We start from the raw sequence: 19,945 nt of genomic DNA, 5'->3' as shown, positions 1-19,945 counted from the left end.
TCGCGTCGCGATAAGCGATACATTAAGACCCGCTTCAACTCAGGAACGTCAGACTACGCCCTTGGCTTTCGCAAGGGTTCAGGCGTTAGTCAGAGGTTCCCTCCTTATACGGGCTTCATGGTAACATTTGATCGTTTTGCATTTATCTGGCTTCCCGGTTCATCCTACAAGGTATTCCAACCCAGCAACCGGGCCGCCTCTCATGACGCATCTTAAGGAGCGCTAGTTTGGACGTTCAACTCTCGAGCCGTGTACAAGCGATCAAGCCCTCACCGACCCTGGCCGTGACCAACAAGGCAGCCGAGCTGCGCGCTGCCGGTGAAGACATCATTGGCCTCGGCGCTGGCGAACCGGACTTCGATACACCGGATCACATCAAATCTGCAGCGATCGACGCCATCAAGGCCGGACAAACCAAATATACCGCTGTAGACGGTACGCCCGGGCTTAAGAAAGCGATTATCGAGAAGTTTAAGCGTGACAATGGCCTTACTTACGAACCGAACCAGATTCTTGTATCAAGTGGGGGCAAACAGAGTTTCTTCAACCTGGCCCTGGCAACATTGAATCCCGGCGACGAGGCCGTCATTCCCGCGCCCTATTGGGTCTCTTATCCGGATATGGTGCTGGTTGCAGAAGGCAAACCGGTCATCATCGAGACGTCTGCAGAAACCCGCTTCAAGATCACCCCGGAGCAGCTCGAAGAAGCCATTACCGAGCGCACACGTCTGTTCGTGATCAACAGCCCGTCCAACCCCAGCGGTATGGCCTACAGCCTGGACGAACTCAAGGCGATCGGCGAAGTACTGAAGAAGCATCCGCAGGTCATGGTGGCCACCGACGATATGTACGAGCCCATCCTGTGGGCTGGCGAATCGTTCAGTAACATCCTGAATGCCACGCCGGAGCTGTACGACCGCACCTTCGTACTCAACGGCGTGTCCAAGGCGTACTCCATGACGGGCTGGCGCATCGGTTACGCCGCCGGCCCGGCCAAAGTGATCGGGGCCATGAAGAAGATCCAGTCCCAGAGCACCTCCAACCCTTCCTCCATTTCCCAGGCGGCGGCTCAGGCGGCGCTCGACGGCTCGCAAGAATGCGTGGGCGAGATGGTCAAAGCCTTTAAGGAACGCCACGACTATCTAGTGGATGCGCTGAACAAGATTCAAGGGGTTGAGTGCCTCGAAGGCGACGGTACTTTCTATGTTTTCCCGAGTTTCCAGCAGGCCATCGAAGCGCGCGAGAATATCGACTCCGATGTCGAATTTGCGGAAATGCTGCTTAAAGAGGCCGGAGTGGCACTGGTGCCAGGCTCCGCTTTCGGCGCGCCAGGGCACATGCGTCTAAGCTTCGCCACCAGCATGGAGAACCTGCAGGAAGCTATCGAACGGCTACAAAAAGCGCTCGGTTAATCGGTCCCTGAAGCTTAGGATAAAACCGTAAAAGGTTTATCGATTAAGGGGTTGACGGTAACGGGGCGCAGCCGTAATATACGCGCCTCATCACTGATGACGTTCCCCGATAGCTCAGTTGGTAGAGCAACGGACTGTTAATCCGTTTGTCGCTGGTTCGAGCCCAGCTCGGGGAGCCACTATTCAAAAAAGCCGCTGAATCAGCGGCTTTTTTTATGGTCATCGCACTTTAGCGGGGGGAACCTCTTTCAAGGGGTTTAACCGGAACAAAGGGCAGCCTTGCAGGCTGCTCCGAAGGTGCCCATGACCTGTGCTACTTAAGCGAGCCTTTTACGATGCCTTCCCATTCACGCTAATCGGCGACCCCATTTACGCTAATCGGCGACAAAGTGCAGCGATGGGCTCACACCTCACTCTTCCGTCAATTGAATCTCCGCCTGGATCGCTTCAAGCGCCTCCAGAGGCTTCTCAGCCTGGGTAATAGGTCTACCGATCACAAGGTAGTCACTACCCGCGCGTAGCGCATCAGCGGGCGTCATAATGCGTTGCTGGTCCCCTGCTGCAGCGAACGTCGGGCGAATACCCGGAGTAACCAGCCGAAAACGCTCGCCCTGTTCCGAACGCAGTGTCGTGGCCTCCTGCGCTGAACAGACTACGCCATCCAAACCAGCGTTATAGGTCATCGCCGCCAGCCGCGAGACATGGGCTTCCGGCGATTCGTTAATACCGGTCCCCTGTAGGTCGTCGGCGGACATGCTGGTCAGTACCGTCACAGCAATCAATAGCGGCCGATCATCGCCATAACCTTCCAGCCGTTCACGGCAGGCGGCCATCATCGTCTCTCCGCCGGAAGCATGGACGTTGACCATCCAAACCCCGAGATCGGCCGCCGCTGCCACGGCAGCCGATGTCGTATTGGGGATATCGTGAAACTTCAGGTCCAGGAAGACCTCGAAGCCCCGGGTATGGAGCTGACGTACCAATTCCGGCCCGAAGCGGGTGAACATTTCCTTGCCTACCTTGACTCGGCACAGCGACGGGTCCAGGGAGTCGGCCAGTGACAGGGCCTGAGCCTGATCTGCAAAATCCAGGGCCACGATAATACGCGGTCCCAGCTCTCCTTTATGATCGAACATAGTGAACTCTATCTCTTGGTCATGGCTGGAACGACTGAAACAGCTACTCAGCCTCCACGCCCTGAATCGGCTGGACCTTTTCCCACTTCTTGCAGCTTGGGCACAACCAGTGCAGCTGACGCCCCTCGAAGCCACAGCTAATACAACGATAGACCGGACGGTTGGCCAACAGAAGCTGCCCCATGCGACTAACAAGCCGCCCTTCATCCGTCGTCATCCCCTTCTCGTAGCCGGCCACCTCCACCAACCGCAAAAGCCCTCTCAGACTGGGGCGGATCTCAAGCTCCTCGCGCAATAGGTCAATGGCCGCCGGGCGCCCCGAGGCGCGCTCGACCGCTTCGACCAGCGCAAGCAGAAGACTGGTGCTGGGCCAGCTTCCGTAGAGCTTGCGTAGACGCTTGACCAGCTTGGCTACGTCGCCTTTCTCACGGGCCACCTTCATCAGCCGGTCGATGGCTTCCGGGCCAAATGCCGGATTCTGATCGAATACTTTCAGCAACGCCTGCTCGACGTCGGCCACATTGCCTTGGCGCCGGTGAATATCGGCCTGCAAGAAGCTGGCCCGAACGCAGGTGCCATCCTGTTCCAAGGCCTCCTTGACCAGCTTCTGCGCGCCCCACCGGTCATCGTGACGCAAGGTATCTTCCGCCAGTTCACAGGTCAGATAGGATAGCTGCTTTTTGAGCTCGGCCTCCGGATAACCCACGGTGAGCGTGCTGGCGACTTGCCTTGCCTTATCCCACTCCCGCTCTTGCTGATAAAGCTCAATAAGCTGGTCAGACGCCTGGCGGCTATAGTCTCGAGTACCCAATAATTGATGAAACAGCGACTCGGCACGATCCAGCAACCCGGCATTCATGTAATCCATCGCCAATTCATAGGTCACTTGCTGGGAGTAACGCGCCGGCAACTCGGGGCGAGCGAGCAAATTCTGATGTATTAGAATGGCGCGCTCGGTCTCGCCTTTCAGGCGAAAATGCGCACCCACGGAAAGGTGGAGGCCAACCGTCTCTCGGTTAACCGCCAATGCCTGGACAAAATTCTCGATGGCTTCGTCGGAATAATTGGTAAACAGGAATTGGAGACGGTCTCGAACCGCCTCTTCGTCGTCGATGCGCTGGCGTCCAACCGAGCCGTCCCGACCCCAACGCCCCATAAACCAACCTGCTGCAACCGCTATGACGAGTAGCAGCCAATGAAGCACTGTTTCCATTAGGGTTTCCGGCCGGCTTCCAACCTGGCTTTTTCAAGCTGCTTTTCGTTGTGATCCAGTTTTCGCTGCAACTGACGCCTACTCACGGAGATGCGAATCATCGCTAATGACGTCAATAACATACCAATAATTCCACCCGCAACAAATGACAGGATCAACCAAAAGGCGACTCCGTATGCGGCTGTCTCGAAGAAAAGAAAATTGAGGGAAACAGAAACTTGATTATTCAAGGAAAAAACAAGGGCGGCCAGGATCAGAAAGATCACAACGAGGCCAATAATCAGCTTTTGCAGCCAAGCCATACTCAACGGCTCCCAAGTGGTTAGCATCCATTGCGGAGGGGCTGTCATGTTAGCACAGGAATTTCCGGTTGCCTGACTGGCAAAGGCGAAATACAGGAGAAGCCCGCCACCGCAGAGAGGGTTGTCAAAGCTACGGTTAAGCCTCAGTAGCCGCTCTTCATGCTGTCGTTAACCTGCTCCCGCAATTCCTTGCCGGGCTTGAAATGAGGAACAAATTTAGCCGGCAACTGCACCGCATCACCGGTCTTCGGGTTCCTCCCCGTTCGGGCGGCCCGATGATGGAGGGAGAAACTGCCAAAACCGCGAATTTCTATGCGATGCCCTTCAGCCAACGACTGAGACATATGCTCAATGATGGTCTTGACTGCGAGTTCAACGTCTTTCACGGACAGTTGCGTCTGTTTGGAGGCGATCAGTTCGACCAGCTCAGACTTTGTCATTGCGATTCTTCCTTCTGATTCTTATCGCTAAATCAGCGCCGGGACCAACTCCCTTTTATCCTAGTGCAATGCATCACTCTGTTTAAAACTTACGGTGATCTGCATACCGCGCTATAAGAAGACACCCACGCCGAAATCCTCCCCCGGACTCTGCCAGCCCGCACGACAGCCACAGCCTGTGCGGCCTTCCTGAGACTAGCCCGAGGGTCTTGTGTGGACGAGAGGACTCAATACCCACGCCCAGCACGCCTCAAATCAACCCAGCGGAGACTCAAGAAAAGAGCCAAATAGGGTGACGAACTCCCCTAGTTTAGACAAACCCAAAAAAAAGACAAAAAAAACGGGCTGTTACAGCCCGTTTTTTTACATTTCAACAAAATTGCCAATTATTCCTTGTTGGCATTTTGCTGTTGCATCTGCTCTTTGATCAGGTCACCGATGGTGGTGGCGCCTGACGATTCGGCAGACTTCTCACGAACACTCTGCAGAGCCGTCTTGTCATCTTCCACGTCCTTGGACTTCACAGACAGGTTGATAACACGGTTCTTGCGATCAATGCTGATGATCTTGGCTTCCACTTCGTCGCCTTCGTTCAACACGTTACGCGCATCTTCAATACGATCACGACTGATTTCAGAGGCTTTGAGAACGGCTTCGACTTCGTCGTTCAGGGCAACGGTTGCCGCCTTGGCGTCGATAGACGTTACAGTCCCCTTGACGATGGAACCCTTGTCATTCAGCTGCACGAATTCAGCGAACGGATCGCTTTCGAGCTGCTTGATGCCCAGAGAAATACGCTCACGCTCCGGATCGACAGAAAGGATGACCGTTTCAACTTCGTCGCCCTTCTTATACTGACGAACAGCTTCTTCGCCCGCCTCATTCCAGCTGATGTCGGACAGGTGAACAAGACCGTCGATGCCGCCATCCAGACCGATGAAGATACCAAAGTCCGTGATGGACTTGATCTTACCGGCGATGCGGTCGCCCTTGTTGAAGTTGCCGGAGAAGTCTTCCCACGGGTTGGACATGCACTGCTTGATACCCAGGGAGATACGACGGCGCTCTTCGTCGATATCCAGAATCATGACTTCAACTTCGTCACCGACCTGAACGACCTTGGACGGATGGATGTTCTTGTTGGTCCAGTCCATTTCGGACACGTGTACCAGACCTTCAACACCTTCTTCCAGCTCAGCGAAACAGCCGTAATCGGTCAGGTTGGTCACACGGGCGTTAACCCTGGAACCTTCCGGATAGCGACCCTTGATATCGACCCAAGGATCTTCGCCCAGCTGCTTCAGACCCAAGGATACGCGATTGCGCTCACGGTCGAACTTCAACACCTTGACGTTGATCTCGTCGCCTACATTGACGATTTCGCTCGGATGCTTGATACGCTTCCAAGCCATGTCGGTGATGTGCAGCAGGCCATCAACGCCGCCCAAATCAACGAACGCACCGTAATCCGTCAGGTTCTTGACGATACCCTTGATTTCCAGGCCTTCAGTCAAGGTCTCAAGCAGCGCTTCGCGCTCGGCGCTGTTTTCAGCTTCCAGAACCGCACGACGTGACACAACCACGTTGTTGCGCTTCTGATCCAGCTTGATCACCTTGAATTCGAGCTCTTTGTTCTCCAGGTGTGCGGTATCGCGAACCGGACGAACATCAACCAAGGAGCCCGGCAGGAATGCACGGATGCCGCTCAGGTCGACTGTGAAGCCGCCCTTGACCTTGCCATTGATCACACCTTTAACGACTTCTTCGGCCTCGAAGCTCTTCTCAAGCACTTTCCAGGCTTCAGCGCGCTTGGCTTTCTCACGGGACAGACGGGTTGCACCGAAACCGTCTTCAACCGCGTCGAGAGCCACATCGACAACGTCACCAATCTGGATTTCCAGTTCACCCTTATCGTTCAGGAACTGGCTGGCAGGAATAGCGCCTTCCGACTTCAGGCCCGCGTTAACGGTGACCCAGTCGTTGTCGATGTCAACCACGGTTCCCTGGACAATGGAACCCGGTTGCATGTCAATTTCTTTCAGGCTTTCTTCAAAAAGATCCGCAAAGCTCTCGCTCATTATGTGTCCTATGTGATCAACGCAAGTGTGCTCCGTGATACCAGCAACACGGTCTGTTCAAGTTTGCTGAAAAACTGCCACAGGCTGGCGAAATACGCAGCTTTCCAGCTTCCAACGACAAAAGGGTGCGGTCAGGCCTGGCTTGCTGCAGCCATCACCTTTTCCAACACCTCTTCTATGCTTAACCCCGACGAATCAATGACTTGCGCATCATCCGCGGGTCTAAGCGGGGCACTGATCCGGTTCGTGTCCCGGTCATCCCGTGCCCGTATCTCCTTTAAAAGGGCGTCAATACTAACATCGACACCGGCGTCCAGCAACTGGCGATAGCGTCGTTCTGCCCTTTCTTCTGCACTTGCGGTCAGGAAAATTTTGACCGTCGCATCTGGAAAAATCACCGTACCCATATCGCGTCCGTCAGCCACCAAGCCCGGCGTCTGGCGAAAATCACGCTGGCGCTGCAATAATGCATCCCTCACCGCCTGAATTGCAGCGACCTGGGACGCATTCTCGCCACAAGTTTCGGTGCGAATTTCCGCAGTAACGTCATCGCCAGCCATCAATACCCGTGCTGGCTCGCCGGGTGGCGTCGGCAGAAAGGCGACATCCAGCTTCCCTGCGACCCGGACCAATCCATCAACGTCCTGGATGCCGACACCATGCCGCTGCGCTGCCAAAGCTGTCAAGCGATAGAGCGCCCCGCTATCCAATAGATGGTATCCAAGACTTCGAGCCACCATCTGGGCAATCGTTCCCTTACCCGATCCACTTGGACCATCGATAGTAATGACAGGGATGGTCTGCAGGCTCATCCCCCGGCCCCCTCGACCTCGATACGGATGCCGACGTTTTTCGCCAGATCCACAAAATTTGGGAAGGAGGTCGCCACGTTGGCACAATCGGTCACCGTAATTTCACCCTTGGCCCGTAGCGCGGCCACCGAAAATGCCATAGCAATCCGATGATCGCCGTGACTGTTTACGGTGCCAGTCTGCATCGCCTGACCGCCCTGAATCACAATGCCATCAGGCGTGACAGTCGTCTTCACGCCCAGCTCGGCAAGGCCATCGGCCATAACCTGAATTCGATCGCTCTCCTTAACCCGCAGTTCCTCGGCCCCTGTCAGGATCGTTTCGCCTTCAGCGCAGACAGCGGCGATGAACAACACAGGAAACTCGTCGATAGCCAGCGGTACCTGGTCTTCCGGGATACTGATCCCCTTGAGCCGCGCGTGTCGGACGTGCAAGTCGGCGACGGGTTCGCCACCCACTTCACGCTCATTGTCGACGGTAATGTCCGCGCCCATTTGCTTAAGAATGTTAATGACGCCGACGCGGGTCGGGTTCATGCCCACATGACGCAACGTCAGGTCGGCACCCGGGGTAATCGAAGCCGCCACTAAAAAGAAAGCGGCAGAAGAAATATCGGCGGGCACATCGATATGACCGCCGGTAAGTCGGCCGCCGCCGCTAACCCTGGCAGTGGCATCTTCTCGCTCGACCCGGTAACCGAAACCCTGCAACATACGCTCGGTGTGATCGCGGGTTGGCGCCGGCTCGGTCACCTTCGTTTCGCCTCCTGCGTAGAGCCCTGCCAGCAGTAAACAGGATTTGACCTGAGCACTGGCGATGGGCATATCGTAACGGATGCCCTTGAGCGCTTGCCCGCCCTTGATCCGGATCGGTGGCCGGCCACCGTCGGCGGTTTCGATGACTGCCCCCATTTCCCGTAATGGATCCGCCACACGCCCCATCGGCCGTTTGGACAGACTCTCGTCGCCGGTCAGCTCGGCATCGAAGTTTTGCCCGGCCAGTAGCCCGGAAAACAAGCGCATCGCCGTACCTGAGTTCCCCAGATAGAGCGGTCCGCGCGGCGCTTGCAAGCCTTGCAGGCCGACACCGTGAATACGTACGAAGCCTTTATCCGGTCCTTCAATGGTCACGCCCATATCACGGAACGCCTGCAACGTCGCCAGACTGTCCTCCCCCTCGAGAAAGCCTTCCACTTCGGTAACCCCCTCAGACAGAGCACCGAGCATGATGGATCGGTGAGAGATGGATTTGTCACCGGGTACACGGATATCGCCACGGACATCACCGCCGGGCTGGAGCTTGAAGGTAACCTGTTTCTGACTCATGGCTGTCACGTACGCCTGTCCTGATAGCATCTTGGAAAAATGGTCCCGTGCCGCCTTGGCACGACTGAATACCTGCAAAAGTCGCTTTCCATCCCCGACCTCGATAGCTTCGCGCAGGACCGAGAGATCTGCATTAAAGTGATCGATCACACGGAGCACCGCCTCCCGGTTGGAGAGAAAGATGTCATGCCACATTACCGGGTCGCTTGCCGCTATCCGGGTAAAGTCGCGAAAACCGCCGGCAGCGTAGCGAAAAATTTCAAGATTATCGTCTTCGCCAGCCAACGTATCCACCAGGGAAAAGGCGATCAAGTGCGGTAAATGGCTGGTGGCCGCCAGCACTTCGTCGTGATGCTCTACCGACATCGTTAGCACCGTCGCGCCACAGGCGCTCCAAAGCGCCGATAGACGGGATAGGGCTCCAGAGTTAGTGGTCTCCGAAGGGGTCAGGATCACCTTGTGATTATTGAAAAGATCCGTCCTGGCGGCGGCAATACCACTTTTCTCCGAGCCCGCAATCGGATGGCCTGGAATCACCCTGTCAGGCCAACAGCCAAAGACGGCCTCGACGGACGTCACGAAACTGGCCTTGGTACTGCCTACATCGGTAAGCACGGCGTTTTTTTCGAGATGAGGCCGTATTTCCGTGAGCACCGAAGCCATGGCCCGGACCGGGACGGCAATGACGACCAAGTCTGCACCGCTCACCGCCGCAGCCAGCGATTCCGCCGCTTCGTCGATGACACCCAACTCAAGCCCCCGCTGCAATTCGTCCTGCCGCAGATCAGCACCGACGACACAGGCCGCAAGTTTCTGCTCCCGCACCGCTTTTGCCAACGAGCCACCGATCAACCCCAGGCCGAGCACGGCCATGCGCTGAAAGAGCGGCTCCGGCAATGCCTGAGCTTGCTTCGGTTTAGCCATTCATGGACTCCAGCACCTCACTGAGGGCTTCAAGGCAGCGGGCATTCTCGGCTTCCAGGCCGACAGAAACTCGCAAGTGTCGCGGCATGCCGTAAGCTTCAATCGGCCGAACGATCACCCCGCGCCGAAGCAGCCCCTGGAAGACTTGGCCTGCGTTCTCACCCACATCTACGGCGATAAAATTACCGCTGGATGGGATGTACTCGAGACCCAACGCCTCGAATCCGGCAGCCAGCTGCTTCAGCCCCTTGCGATTCACTTCGCGAGACCGCTGCAGGTAGTCGTCGTCATCGAGCACCGCAGTAGCGGCTGCCAGGGCAATGGTATCGACATTAAACGGTTGGCGAACCCGGTTCAAAACATCGGCGATATCGGTGGAGGAAACCGCATAGCCCACTCTTAGAGCCGCCAACCCCCAAGCCTTGGAGAAGGTTCGGGTAACGACCAGATTGGGGTAGTCCGACAACAAATCGACACCATCGGGAAATTCATCGCCTTCGAAATACTCGCAGTAGGCTTCATCCAGTACAACGATCACGTGCTCCGGCACTTTTCGGAGGAAGCTTTCGATCGCGGCGCGTCCCACAGCGGTGCCCGTCGGATTGTTGGGGTTGGCGACAAAAACAATGCGTGTACGGTCGTTGATGGCCTCGGCCATGGCATCGAGATCATGCCCCCAACCCTTAGCCGCTACGGCGATACCGACGGCGCCAGCGGCCAGGGTTGAGATGGGATAGACAGCAAAAGCGTACTGGGAAAAGACGACTTCATCACCGGCACAGGCAAAGCCACGGATCACCAACTCCAGCACATCGTTCGAACCATTCCCCAGCGTCAGATGGGCGGGCGTAACCGAGAGCCGCGCCGCCAGCTTCTGCTTCAGGTTGAAGCCGTTGCCGTCCGGATACAGGCACATTTCGTCCAGCGCTTGGCGTGCCGCGTCTAGGGCCATGGAACTGGGGCCGAGCGGATTCTCGTTACTGGCTAGCTTGATGATCTGATTGGGATCGAGGCCCATTTCCCGGGCCACTTCATCGATGGGCTTGCCCGGCTGGTATGGCTGAAGGCCGCGCACCCCGGCAACCGCCCGGGACTTGAAATCGATCGACATGTTATCTCCTGCCAGAATCCAGTCCGCGCCAGATTAAACCTCGCGCTCCAAATATCTGTTCTATCTATCCGTCTTACCTATCAGCCTTATCTATCAACCCTAGCTGTCTGCGCTACCGCTCCGATCTACATTTCAAAGCACGCCGATGGGATAAGAGCCCAGGCGCTTAAGTTCAACGGCTTCAGCATCGATTTCCTGCAATACCGCCTGCACCTGAGGATCGTCAACGTGAGCCTCGAAGTCGATATAGAACACATAAGCCCAGGTACCGCTCGGAGACGGCCGGGTCTCGAGACGGGTCAGGCTCAGGCCGTGGCGGTGGAAAGGTTCGAGAAGTTCGTACAATGCCCCGGGCTTGTTGCGCATGGACACCAGGATGGACGACTTGTCGTGTCCGCTTGGCCCCACTTCTTCACGCCCAATAATCAGAAAACGCGTGGTATTGTCCGGCCGATCTTCAATGGTGCCGGCCAGTTTTTGCAATCCGTAGAGCTCCGCGGCCATGTCACCGGCAATCGCAGCCGCACCGGGCTCGTTGGCGGCTCGCCTGGCAGCTTCGGCATTACTGCTGACGGCGACGCGCTCGACCTCGTGCCAGTGGGTATCCAGCCATTTGCGGCACTGGGCGAAGGACTGCTGATGGGAATAAATTCGCTTAATGGCCTTCGGGTCGGTGCCGTCGGCGATTAAAAGATGGTGATGTATGCGTAGCTGGACCTCGCCACAGATCTTCAAATGCGAGGAGATAAACATATCGAGGGTGTGGTTAATCATTCCCTCGGTCGAATTTTCGACCGGCACCACGCCGTAATGCGCAGCGCCCGATTCAACCTCGCGGAAGACATCGTCGATCGCCGGCAAAGGTACGCTAACCACGGAATGCCCGAAATGCTTGAGCGCCGCTGCCTGGGTGAAGGTTCCTTCAGGGCCCAGGAAAGCAATATGCATGGGCTTTTCCAGCGCCAGACAGGCAGACATGATTTCCCGGAACAACCACGCCATTTCCTCATCGGACAGCGGGCCCGGATTGTCGGCTTTGATGCGACGCAGAACCTGAGCCTCTCGTTCCGGCCGATAGAAAAACACATCCTCTCCCGGACGTGAGGCCATCTTGACGTGCGCCACTTCCTGGGCGCATTGGGCCCGGGCGCTGATCAAATCCATGATCTGCCTGTCGAGACTGTCGATGCGGTCGCGCAGCTCCGCCAGGCGGGCCTGTTCGTCACTCATCATCAGCCCCGCTCCTTCTCGAACATTTTCATGTAGTCGATCAGGGCATCGACACCCGATTCCGGCATGGCGTTATAAATAGAGGCGCGCATGCCTCCGACGGTTCGATGACCTTTGAGATTCAACAGCAGCCGTTCCTCGGCGCCCTTGAGGAAATCGTTGTTGAGACTGTCCTCTGCCAGGGTGAATGGCACGTTCATCCAGGACCGGAAGCGCGGCTCGATGGGGTTAGCGTAAAAATCGCTGCTGTCGATATAGCCGTATAGTTTGTCGGCCTTACGCTTGTTGATCTCGCCCATGCCGGTAACGCCACCCTGGGCTTTGAGCCACTTAAAGACCAGTCCAGCCAGGTACCAGGAATAGGTCGCCGGCGTGTTATACATGGAGTCGTTATCAGCGATCACCTTGTAGTCCAGCATGGTCGGCGTACTGGATTGAGCGTGGCCCAGTAGGTCCTTGCGGATAATCACCACGACCAGACCAGAGGGTCCAATGTTCTTCTGGGCACCAGCGTAGATCAGGCCAAACCTGGAGATATCCAGCGGGCGCGATAGCAGCGTGGAGGACATATCCGCCACTAACGGCACATCGCCGGAATCCGGAATGAAATCGTACTCCAGGCCGCCGATGGTTTCGTTCGGCGTGTAATGCAGGTAGGCGGCGTCCGGATTGGTCGTCCAGCTGGATGGGTCGGGAACCGTGGTAAACCCCTGCGCTTCGCTGGAGGCCGCCACGTTCACGTCAGCAAAGCGCTTGGCTTCGGCAATCGCCTTCTTCGACCAGATACCGGTGTTGACATAGTCCGCCGACGACTTGCCGCGCATCAGATTGAGCGGCACCGTGGCGAACTGGCTGCTGGCGCCGCCCTGCATGAACAAGACCGCATAGTCATCGGAGATACCCGCCAGTTCCCGAAGGTCCTGTTCGGCGGTCTGGGCGATGGCGACGAATGCGTCGCTGCGGTGACTCATTTCCATCACCGACATGCCCGTGCCTCTCCAGTCCAGCATTTCCTCACGGGCTTGCTGGAGCACCTCTGCCGGCAAGGTCGCCGGGCCTGCACAGAAGTTATATGCTCTGGTCATTACCGCCTTTTCTCTCCGTTAAAGCTTCAGGGAGCCTCTGAATAAGTCCAATGAAGAATCAGAGGCTCCTTAGATCGGTGTGCGGACCGATTCAGTCCGCATCGCCCTCTTGCGCCGGCGCATCGTCGCCGTCGACCGTCTCACCTTCCTCGCCGTCTTCGTCCAGCCCACTGTCGGCAATCCGCTGGACAGCGACCAGGCGCTCGTCTTCCTGGGTTAGACGGATTAGCCGTACACCCTGGGTATTCCGGCTCAGCAGGGAGACTTCCCCGGTGCTTGAACGCACTAATGTGCCCTTGTCAGAGATCAGCATCATTTCGTCGCTTTCAAACACCTGAGTGGCCGAAACCAGATTACCGTTACGGTCGGAACACTGCATGGCGATAACGCCCTGGCTACCCCGGCTATAAGACGGGAACTCGTCGAGCTGGGTACGCTTGCCGTAGCCGTTCTCACTGGCGGTCAGGATCATGCCGCTTTCTTCCGGAATAATCAGGGAGACCACACGATGACCTTCCGGCATGCGGATACCGCGCACACCACGCGCCGTCCGGCCCATGGCACGCACCTGCCCTTCCTTGAAGCGAACCGCCTTGCCCGCAGACGAGAACAGCATGACTTCGGATTCGCCGGCGGTGATCGCCGCACCGATCAGGGTGTCGCCTTCATCCAGGGACAGGGCAATCAAGCCGCTGGTACGCGGACGGGAGAAGTTAGGCAGCGGCGTCTTCTTGACGACACCGGCGGAGGTCGCCATCAGCACGTAGTGATCTTCCGGATAATCGCGTACCGGCAGGAAGGTGGTCACGCGCTCATCCTCGTCCAGCGGCAGGATGTTCACCATCGGACGACCACGGGCCGCACGGCTGGCCTGGGGAATCTCGAACACCCGTAGCCAGTACACCTTTCCTTTATTGGTAAAACACAGAATGGTGTCGTGGGAGTTGGCGACCAGCAGTTTCTCGATGAAATCCTCTTCCTTCATCGTGGTCGAGGAGCGGCCACGGCCACCCCGGCGCTGAGCCTGATAGGTCTCGACCGGCTGGGTCTTGGCGTAACCGTTGTGGGAAATGGTCACCACAAGGTCTTCTTCGTCGATCAGGTCGGCGATGGTCAGATCGCGACGGGAACTGATGATTTCGGTACGGCGAGTGTCGCCAAATTCGGAGACGACCGCTTCCAGTTCTTCGCGGATCACTTCCATCAACCGTGCCGGCTCGCTGAGGATGTGCAGCAACTCGGCAATCTTGTCGATGATTTCCTTGTACTCGTTCTGCAGCTTCTCGGTTTCCAGACCGGTGAGGCGGTGCAGGCGCAAGTCCAGGATAGCCTGAGCCTGTTCCGGTGACAGGTGATAAAGCCCGTCGCGCATGCCATAGATTTCCGGCAAATCGTCCGGACGGCAGGCATCTTGACCGGCGCGCTCCAGCATGTCGGAAACCTGGCCCGGCTCCCAGCCCTTGTCGATCAGCTTTTCCTTGGCTTCTGAAGCGCTGGGCGACTGCTTGATCAGCTCGATCACTTCATCGATGTTGGCCAAGGCGACCGTGAGGCCTTCCAGGATATGGCCACGCTCGCGGGCCTTGCGCAGTTCGTAGAGGGTCCGGCGAGTCACCACTTCGCGACGGTGACGGACGAACGCATCGAGAATTTCTTTCAGGTTGAGAATCTTCGGCTCGCCGTTGATCAGGGCGACCATATTGATACCGAAGACGGTTTCCAACTGGGTGTGGGCGAACAGGTTGTTGACGATAACCTCGGCGTTCTCCCCGCGGCGCAGCTCGATCACCACGCGGATACCCTCCTTGTTGGACTCGTCACGCAGCTCGGTAATGCCTTCCAGCCGCTTCTCCTTGACCAGCTCGGCGATCTTCTCGATCAGACGCGCCTTGTTCAGCTGGTACGGCAGCTCGGTAATGATGATCGCTTCACGGCCGGTCTTTTTGTCCTGCTCGATCTCGTGACGGGAGCGGATATAGATACGGCCACGGCCAGTCCGGTAGGCTTCGATGATACCGGCTCGGCCATTGATAATACCGTCGGTGGGAAAATCGGGCCCCGGAATATACTCCATCAATTCGTCGATGGTGATGTCCTGATTATCAATCAGCGCCAGGCAGCCATTAACGATTTCCGTCAGGTTGTGGGGCGGGATGTTGGTCGCCATCCCCACCGCGATACCGGATGAGCCGTTGACCAGCAGGTTCGGCACACGGGTTGGCAGGACATCGGGAATTTCCTCGGTGCCGTCGTAGTTGGGCACGAAATCGACGGTTTCCTTGTCCAGATCCGCCAGCAGCGAATGGGCAATCTTCTTCATGCGAATTTCGGTGTAACGCATGGCCGCGGCATTGTCGCCGTCGATGGAACCGAAGTTACCCTGGCCGTCGACCAGCGGATAACGCAAAGAAAACGGCTGGGCCATACGCACGATGGTGTCGTAGACCGCAGAGTCGCCATGGGGGTGATATTTACCGATGACGTCGCCCACCACACGGGCGGATTTCTTGTAGGTCTTGTTCCAGTCGTTGCCCAACTCGGACATGGCGAACAGAACACGGCGGTGAACAGGCTTGAGTCCATCCCGGACATCGGGCAGAGCACGACCGACGATAACGCTCATGGCGTAATCGAGGTAGGACTGTTTCAGCTCATCTTCAATATTTACGGGCAGGATCTCTTTGGCTAATTCACCCATCGAGAAAGGTTCCTTTGCGTTTGCTGGAAGTCGTCGTTTTTATGGAATCGCGACATGACGATTCCCGCGTTATGGGACGCGGAATTTACCCTTGGGAAGTCTTGCGCCGAACGTCCCCGAGCCTGTACCTGACCGGACGATGCTGGCTTAGGAGTCTCTGAACAACTCCTGATCCGAAGGGCATTTATAAGCGGGCAATCATACCACACTCAGGCCTTCAGAGTGACAGGCAAATAACGCTTGAGCGAAGTTGGGCGGGAAAAGCGGCAGGGGCTGAAAAGCCCCAGAAAAGCAAAGAGATACCTTCAGGCTGAACAGGGAGCGATCAGTTGAAGACCACGGTCTTGTTTTCGTGGGTAATAACCCGGTCTTCGACATGGGCGCGCAGCCCCCGGGCCAGTACGTTTTTCTCTACATCCTTACCCAGACGCACCATGTCTTCGATGGTGTCGCTGTGGTTCACGCGAATGACATCCTGCTCGATGATCGGACCCTCGTCCAGGTCCTGGGTGACGTAATGGCAGGTCGCCCCGATCAGCTTCACGCCACGGCTGTACGCTTGGTGGTATGGCCGTGCTCCGGCGAAGGATGGCAAGAAGCTGTGGTGTATGTTGATCACCTTGCCCGCGTACCGTTCGCACAACTCCGGCGGCAGGATTTGCATGTAACGCGCCAGCACGATCACATCGGCATTATAACCCTCGAACAACTCACCGATCTCGGCGAAGGCTTCCGCTTTGTTCTCCCTGGTGACCGGTATGTGGTGATAAGGAATATCGTGCCACTCCACCATGCGGCGAAGGTCGTCGTGGTTGGAAATCACGGCCGCGATCTCGGCATTGAGCTCTTTGCTGTGCCAGCGGTGCAGCAAGTCGGCAATGCAGTGGGATTCCTTGCTGCACATCAGCACGACTTTTTTGGGCGCGGCGGAATCCGCTACATGCCAGGTCATATCGAATTCACGGGCAATTGGCTCGAAGGCCGTGCGGAACTGGTCGAGCCCGAACGGAATGGAGCTGGCCTTGATTTCATGACGCATGAAGAACCAGCCGGCCTGATTGTCGGAGTGGTGACTGGCTTCGGTAATCCAGCCGTTGTAGGTGGTCAAAAAGTTACTCACCTTAGCCACGATGCCGACCCGGTCAGGACAGGAAATCACCAGACGATACGTATGTTCCATGCGTTACTACAACTCCATGCCTTACCGAAACCATTGTCATTGGGATTCAGAACTGTATACGCCAATTGGTTTGGCGCGCGTCCCTCACCAGGAAAACGGTGCATGATAACGGATTGTCCGGGCCGGCGTAAGCCGCCCGCCCGGAAGGAATAGCCGTGCTTATTCGCCGAAAAGCTCATCCGTCCGAGCGGCCATGATGAAATCGTTGCGATGCAGGCCGCCGATCTTGTGGGTCCACCAATTGACGGTGGTCTTGCCGTATTCGGTGAGAAGCGCGGGGTGATGGCCTTCCGACTCTGCCAGATCCCCTACTTTCTGAGTGAACCCCAGGGCCTCGGCAAAATTCTTGAACTTGAAGGTGCGCTCGATCTGCTGCTCGCCACCTTTCTCGACCAGCGTCCACTTGGGCACCTCCTTTTGCAGGCTGGCCAGTTCGTCGCCGATCACCTGTGGCGCATCGGATTTACAGGCTTCACAGGACTGCGATTTCAATTCAGTCATAACACTCTCCTTGTTTCGATGATTGCCGGTTAGGGAGCCTCTGAAAAAGTCCATTCTGTGGCGAATCACTGCGTTGCGCGGTACTCAGATACTCGCCTACCAGAAAGGTATGTCTCGCATCTTGCGTTCCGTGCGCCTTGCGCTTCATCCACAGCCTGAACTTTTTCAGAGGCTCCTTAGTCCAATTCTGACATTATCAATTTTGACAATATTCAATACTGACAATATTCAACACTGCCTCAGCCTGCATCTGCACCTGAATTGGGTCAAGGCATTCAAGTGGGACACTCTCGCCGGTCACAATGTCTATCGCGCACTAGACATTGCAAAGCAGCCATCCGACAATATACTGTATAAATAAACAGTATTGAGCGGAATGGCGGTATGAGCGAAATCATCGATAAATTGCTGGATAGTGCCCAGGTCTGGCAGGCGAGCCAGCAGAAACGACAGACTCGGACAGACGCCGCAGCCACCGGATTCCATCTGCTGGACGAATACCTACCCGGCGCCGGCTGGCCTCGCGGTGCCATGATCGAATGCCTGATTCCCCATTGCGGCATCGGCGAACTCCAACTGATCCTGCCCGTCTTGCGCAAGCTCACCCGGGAGGGCCTGACCGCTTTCTGGATCGACGCTCCCCATATTCCCTATGCGCCGGCCCTGGCCCGTGCCGAGGTGGATATCGCCCATATCGTTCAGGTCCACACCCAAAGCCGGGAAGACCAGCTCTGGACCCTGGAGAATTGCTTGCGCTCATCCACCACCGGCCTGGTGATGGTTTGGCTCGACAGCATAAAGCGCAGCGAAATCCGCCGTATCCAACTGGCCGCCGAAGCCGGCGACAGCCTATGCATCCTGTTTCGTGACACAAGCCATGCCCAGGAACACTCACCCGCGGCCCTGCGCCTGAAACTTGCACCGGAGGACGGCTGGAAACTACAGACCGACATCCTCAAGCGCCGCGGCGGCTGGCCGGTTGCAGATCTCAAGCTATCGATTCCGCCGGTGGTGGACCTTCCCCGAAGCCGGACTGCCGAGATTATCCAGGGCCCTTGGTCGCAGCGGCAGGACTGAAACCATCATGCTATGGCTTTACCTTCACTTCCCTCACCTGCTGCTGGAGCATTTCAGCCAGAGTGAAGCGACTTCCCGGCCCATGGCGCTGATCAGCGGTCATCCGCCACGGGTGCTACAGCTCAATCCGGAAGCGGAAGAGTTGGGGGTCACTGTCGGCCAGACCACGCAGACGGCAACCGCCCTGGCCGAAACACTGCATCTGATCGAAGCCGATATGGAGGAACAGGGCCGGGTCCTGGAGCAACAGGCGTTATGGCTCTACCGCCACGTCGCCCGCATCAGCCTCTATCCACCGGATGGCATTCTTATTGAGGCCGGTAGCCTGAGGCGCCTTCACGGCAGCCTGTCCGCCCTTTGGGAGAAACTGCAGACCCACCTAGCCCAGCGCTACCTAACGGCTTGGCTCGCTTGCGGACTAACCCCCAAGGCCGCCCGCATCCTGGCCCGAAGCCGGAGCGGGGAATGCAGCGAAGATACCCAACACCTGCGACGCTCCCTGGATCGGGTAACCGTGGGCCAGAGCGGTTTGGATGAAAAGACGATCGAGCGCCTGCAACGCATGGGGCTACATACCCTGGGCTCGGTACTGCAGTTACCGGACCGGGAGTTGGCCCGGCGCCTGGGACCGGACATCAGCCTGGCGCTACAAAAAATCGAAGGCAGTACCGCCGACCCGCAGACCGACTGGCTACCCCCCCCCTATTTCCATCGCCAGCTGGATTTTGCCGAGGATGTGGAGCATAGCAGCGGCCTGTTGTTTCCTCTGCAGAGAGCGCTCCAGGAACTGGAAGAAGAGCTGCGCTGGCGCCAGCAGGATACCGACACCCTGCAGCTGGAAATCCGCCACCGGCATCGGCCGGTGACACCGCTGCAGATCCGCTCCACAGCACCGGAACACCGGGCTTCCGCTTTTCTCGCGCTGGTGCGCTTGCGGCTGGAGCGTCATGAGCTGGAATCGCCCGCTATAGGCCTATCCGTCAAAGTCAGGCGCTTTATGCGCCGGGATGCGCCCATCGCCGATGATCTGTTCGGCGAATCCACGGCCTCCCGGGACGAAGCCCGGCAGCACCTGCTCAGCCGGTTGCAGGCGCGTCTGGGCGATGGCGCCCTGAATACCCTGAGCCTTAACGCCGATCACCGCCCTGAGCGAGCCTGGCTCGCGACATCCGTGCAGAGCAGGGTTTCCGGCGCCGACATCCCCCTACCCCGCCGCCCGCTATGGCTACTGAGAAAACCGCAGCCGCTGACCGACATGCCGAAGACGTGGCTAACCGGCCCAGAGCGCATCAGCGGCGGCTGGTGGGACGGAGAAAGAGTCCAGCGGGACTACTACATCGCTCGCTTACACAGCGGGCAAACGGGGTGGCTATTCCGGGATGTCACCGGCGGCTGGTACATCCACGGCTGGTTTGCGTGAA

General features: G+C 57.3%; 16 protein-coding genes and 1 tRNA gene. 4 read left to right on the top strand and 13 right to left on the bottom strand.

Annotated elements, in window-relative coordinates:
* The first annotated feature begins 227 nt into the window (after positions 1-227).
* Together FXO11_RS07945 and FXO11_RS07940 are read left to right on the top strand one after the other, a co-directional pair.
* The gene (locus FXO11_RS07945) at positions 228-1,412 is read left to right on the top strand and encodes a pyridoxal phosphate-dependent aminotransferase (RefSeq protein ID WP_148862481.1); all 1,185 of its coding nucleotides are present in this window, start codon (positions 228-230) and stop codon (positions 1,410-1,412) included.
* A gap of 103 nt (positions 1,413-1,515) precedes the next feature.
* Positions 1,516-1,591, top strand: a tRNA-Asn gene (locus FXO11_RS07940).
* Between the two features lie 231 nt (positions 1,592-1,822).
* Here the strand turns inward: FXO11_RS07940 and pyrF are convergent.
* The 13 genes from pyrF to FXO11_RS07875 form a co-directional block, all read right to left on the bottom strand.
* Positions 1,823-2,548 (bottom strand): orotidine-5'-phosphate decarboxylase, encoded by a 726-nt coding sequence (gene pyrF, locus FXO11_RS07935; protein ID WP_148862480.1) that lies wholly within the window; start codon positions 2,546-2,548, stop codon positions 1,823-1,825.
* Positions 2,549-2,591: 43 nt separating this feature from the next.
* The gene (gene lapB / locus FXO11_RS07930) at positions 2,592-3,761 is read right to left on the bottom strand and encodes a lipopolysaccharide assembly protein LapB (RefSeq protein WP_148862479.1); all 1,170 of its coding nucleotides are present in this window, start codon (positions 3,759-3,761) and stop codon (positions 2,592-2,594) included.
* A complete protein-coding gene (locus tag FXO11_RS07925) occupies positions 3,761-4,063 on the bottom strand; it encodes a lipopolysaccharide assembly protein LapA domain-containing protein (RefSeq protein WP_148862478.1) in 303 nt (100 codons plus the stop codon). The genes lapB and FXO11_RS07925 overlap by 1 nt, the downstream gene beginning before the upstream one ends.
* 143 nt (positions 4,064-4,206) lie before the next feature.
* The gene (locus FXO11_RS07920; RefSeq protein ID WP_148862477.1) at positions 4,207-4,503 is read right to left on the bottom strand and encodes an integration host factor subunit beta; all 297 of its coding nucleotides are present in this window, start codon (positions 4,501-4,503) and stop codon (positions 4,207-4,209) included.
* Positions 4,504-4,889: 386 nt separating this feature from the next.
* Positions 4,890-6,581 (bottom strand): 30S ribosomal protein S1, encoded by a 1,692-nt coding sequence (gene rpsA / locus FXO11_RS07915; RefSeq protein WP_148862476.1) that lies wholly within the window; start codon positions 6,579-6,581, stop codon positions 4,890-4,892.
* Between the two features lie 131 nt (positions 6,582-6,712).
* Positions 6,713-7,393: a (d)CMP kinase gene (gene cmk / locus FXO11_RS07910; RefSeq protein ID WP_148862475.1), complete on the bottom strand. Its 681-nt coding sequence runs from the start codon at positions 7,391-7,393 to the stop codon at positions 6,713-6,715.
* The gene (locus tag FXO11_RS07905; RefSeq protein ID WP_148862474.1) at positions 7,390-9,642 is read right to left on the bottom strand and encodes a bifunctional prephenate dehydrogenase/3-phosphoshikimate 1-carboxyvinyltransferase; all 2,253 of its coding nucleotides are present in this window, start codon (positions 9,640-9,642) and stop codon (positions 7,390-7,392) included. The genes cmk and FXO11_RS07905 overlap by 4 nt, the downstream gene beginning before the upstream one ends.
* Positions 9,635-10,753: a histidinol-phosphate transaminase gene (hisC, locus tag FXO11_RS07900; protein WP_148862473.1), complete on the bottom strand. Its 1,119-nt coding sequence runs from the start codon at positions 10,751-10,753 to the stop codon at positions 9,635-9,637. The genes FXO11_RS07905 and hisC overlap by 8 nt, the downstream gene beginning before the upstream one ends.
* Before the next feature lie 132 nt (positions 10,754-10,885).
* Positions 10,886-11,983 (bottom strand): prephenate dehydratase, encoded by a 1,098-nt coding sequence (gene pheA, locus FXO11_RS07895; RefSeq protein ID WP_148864838.1) that lies wholly within the window; start codon positions 11,981-11,983, stop codon positions 10,886-10,888.
* Between the two features lie 2 nt (positions 11,984-11,985).
* A complete protein-coding gene (gene serC / locus FXO11_RS07890) occupies positions 11,986-13,068 on the bottom strand; it encodes a 3-phosphoserine/phosphohydroxythreonine transaminase (protein ID WP_148862472.1) in 1,083 nt (360 codons plus the stop codon).
* A gap of 91 nt (positions 13,069-13,159) precedes the next feature.
* Positions 13,160-15,766 (bottom strand): DNA gyrase subunit A, encoded by a 2,607-nt coding sequence (gyrA, locus tag FXO11_RS07885; RefSeq protein WP_148862471.1) that lies wholly within the window; start codon positions 15,764-15,766, stop codon positions 13,160-13,162.
* A 325-nt stretch (positions 15,767-16,091) separates the two neighbouring features.
* The gene (gene purU, locus FXO11_RS07880; RefSeq protein ID WP_148862470.1) at positions 16,092-16,946 is read right to left on the bottom strand and encodes a formyltetrahydrofolate deformylase; all 855 of its coding nucleotides are present in this window, start codon (positions 16,944-16,946) and stop codon (positions 16,092-16,094) included.
* A gap of 159 nt (positions 16,947-17,105) precedes the next feature.
* Complete coding sequence (locus FXO11_RS07875) at positions 17,106-17,447, bottom strand: 4a-hydroxytetrahydrobiopterin dehydratase (protein ID WP_148862469.1); 342 nt, start codon at positions 17,445-17,447, stop codon at positions 17,106-17,108.
* Positions 17,448-17,831: 384 nt separating this feature from the next.
* Here FXO11_RS07875 and imuA point away from each other — a divergent pair, with 384 nt between their 5' ends.
* Together imuA and FXO11_RS07865 are read left to right on the top strand one after the other, a co-directional pair.
* A complete protein-coding gene (imuA, locus tag FXO11_RS07870; RefSeq protein ID WP_148862468.1) occupies positions 17,832-18,524 on the top strand; it encodes a translesion DNA synthesis-associated protein ImuA in 693 nt (230 codons plus the stop codon).
* A gap of 7 nt (positions 18,525-18,531) precedes the next feature.
* Positions 18,532-19,944 (top strand): Y-family DNA polymerase, encoded by a 1,413-nt coding sequence (locus FXO11_RS07865; RefSeq protein WP_148862467.1) that lies wholly within the window; start codon positions 18,532-18,534, stop codon positions 19,942-19,944.
* Position 19,945: the final 1 nt, after the last annotated feature.

This window comes from Marinobacter fonticola, assembly GCF_008122265.1.
Classification (GTDB): Bacteria; Pseudomonadota; Gammaproteobacteria; order Pseudomonadales; family Oleiphilaceae; genus Marinobacter_A; species Marinobacter_A fonticola.
Note: the sequence above shows the minus strand (reverse complement) of the source record. Positions and strands in the feature narration are given on the sequence as shown.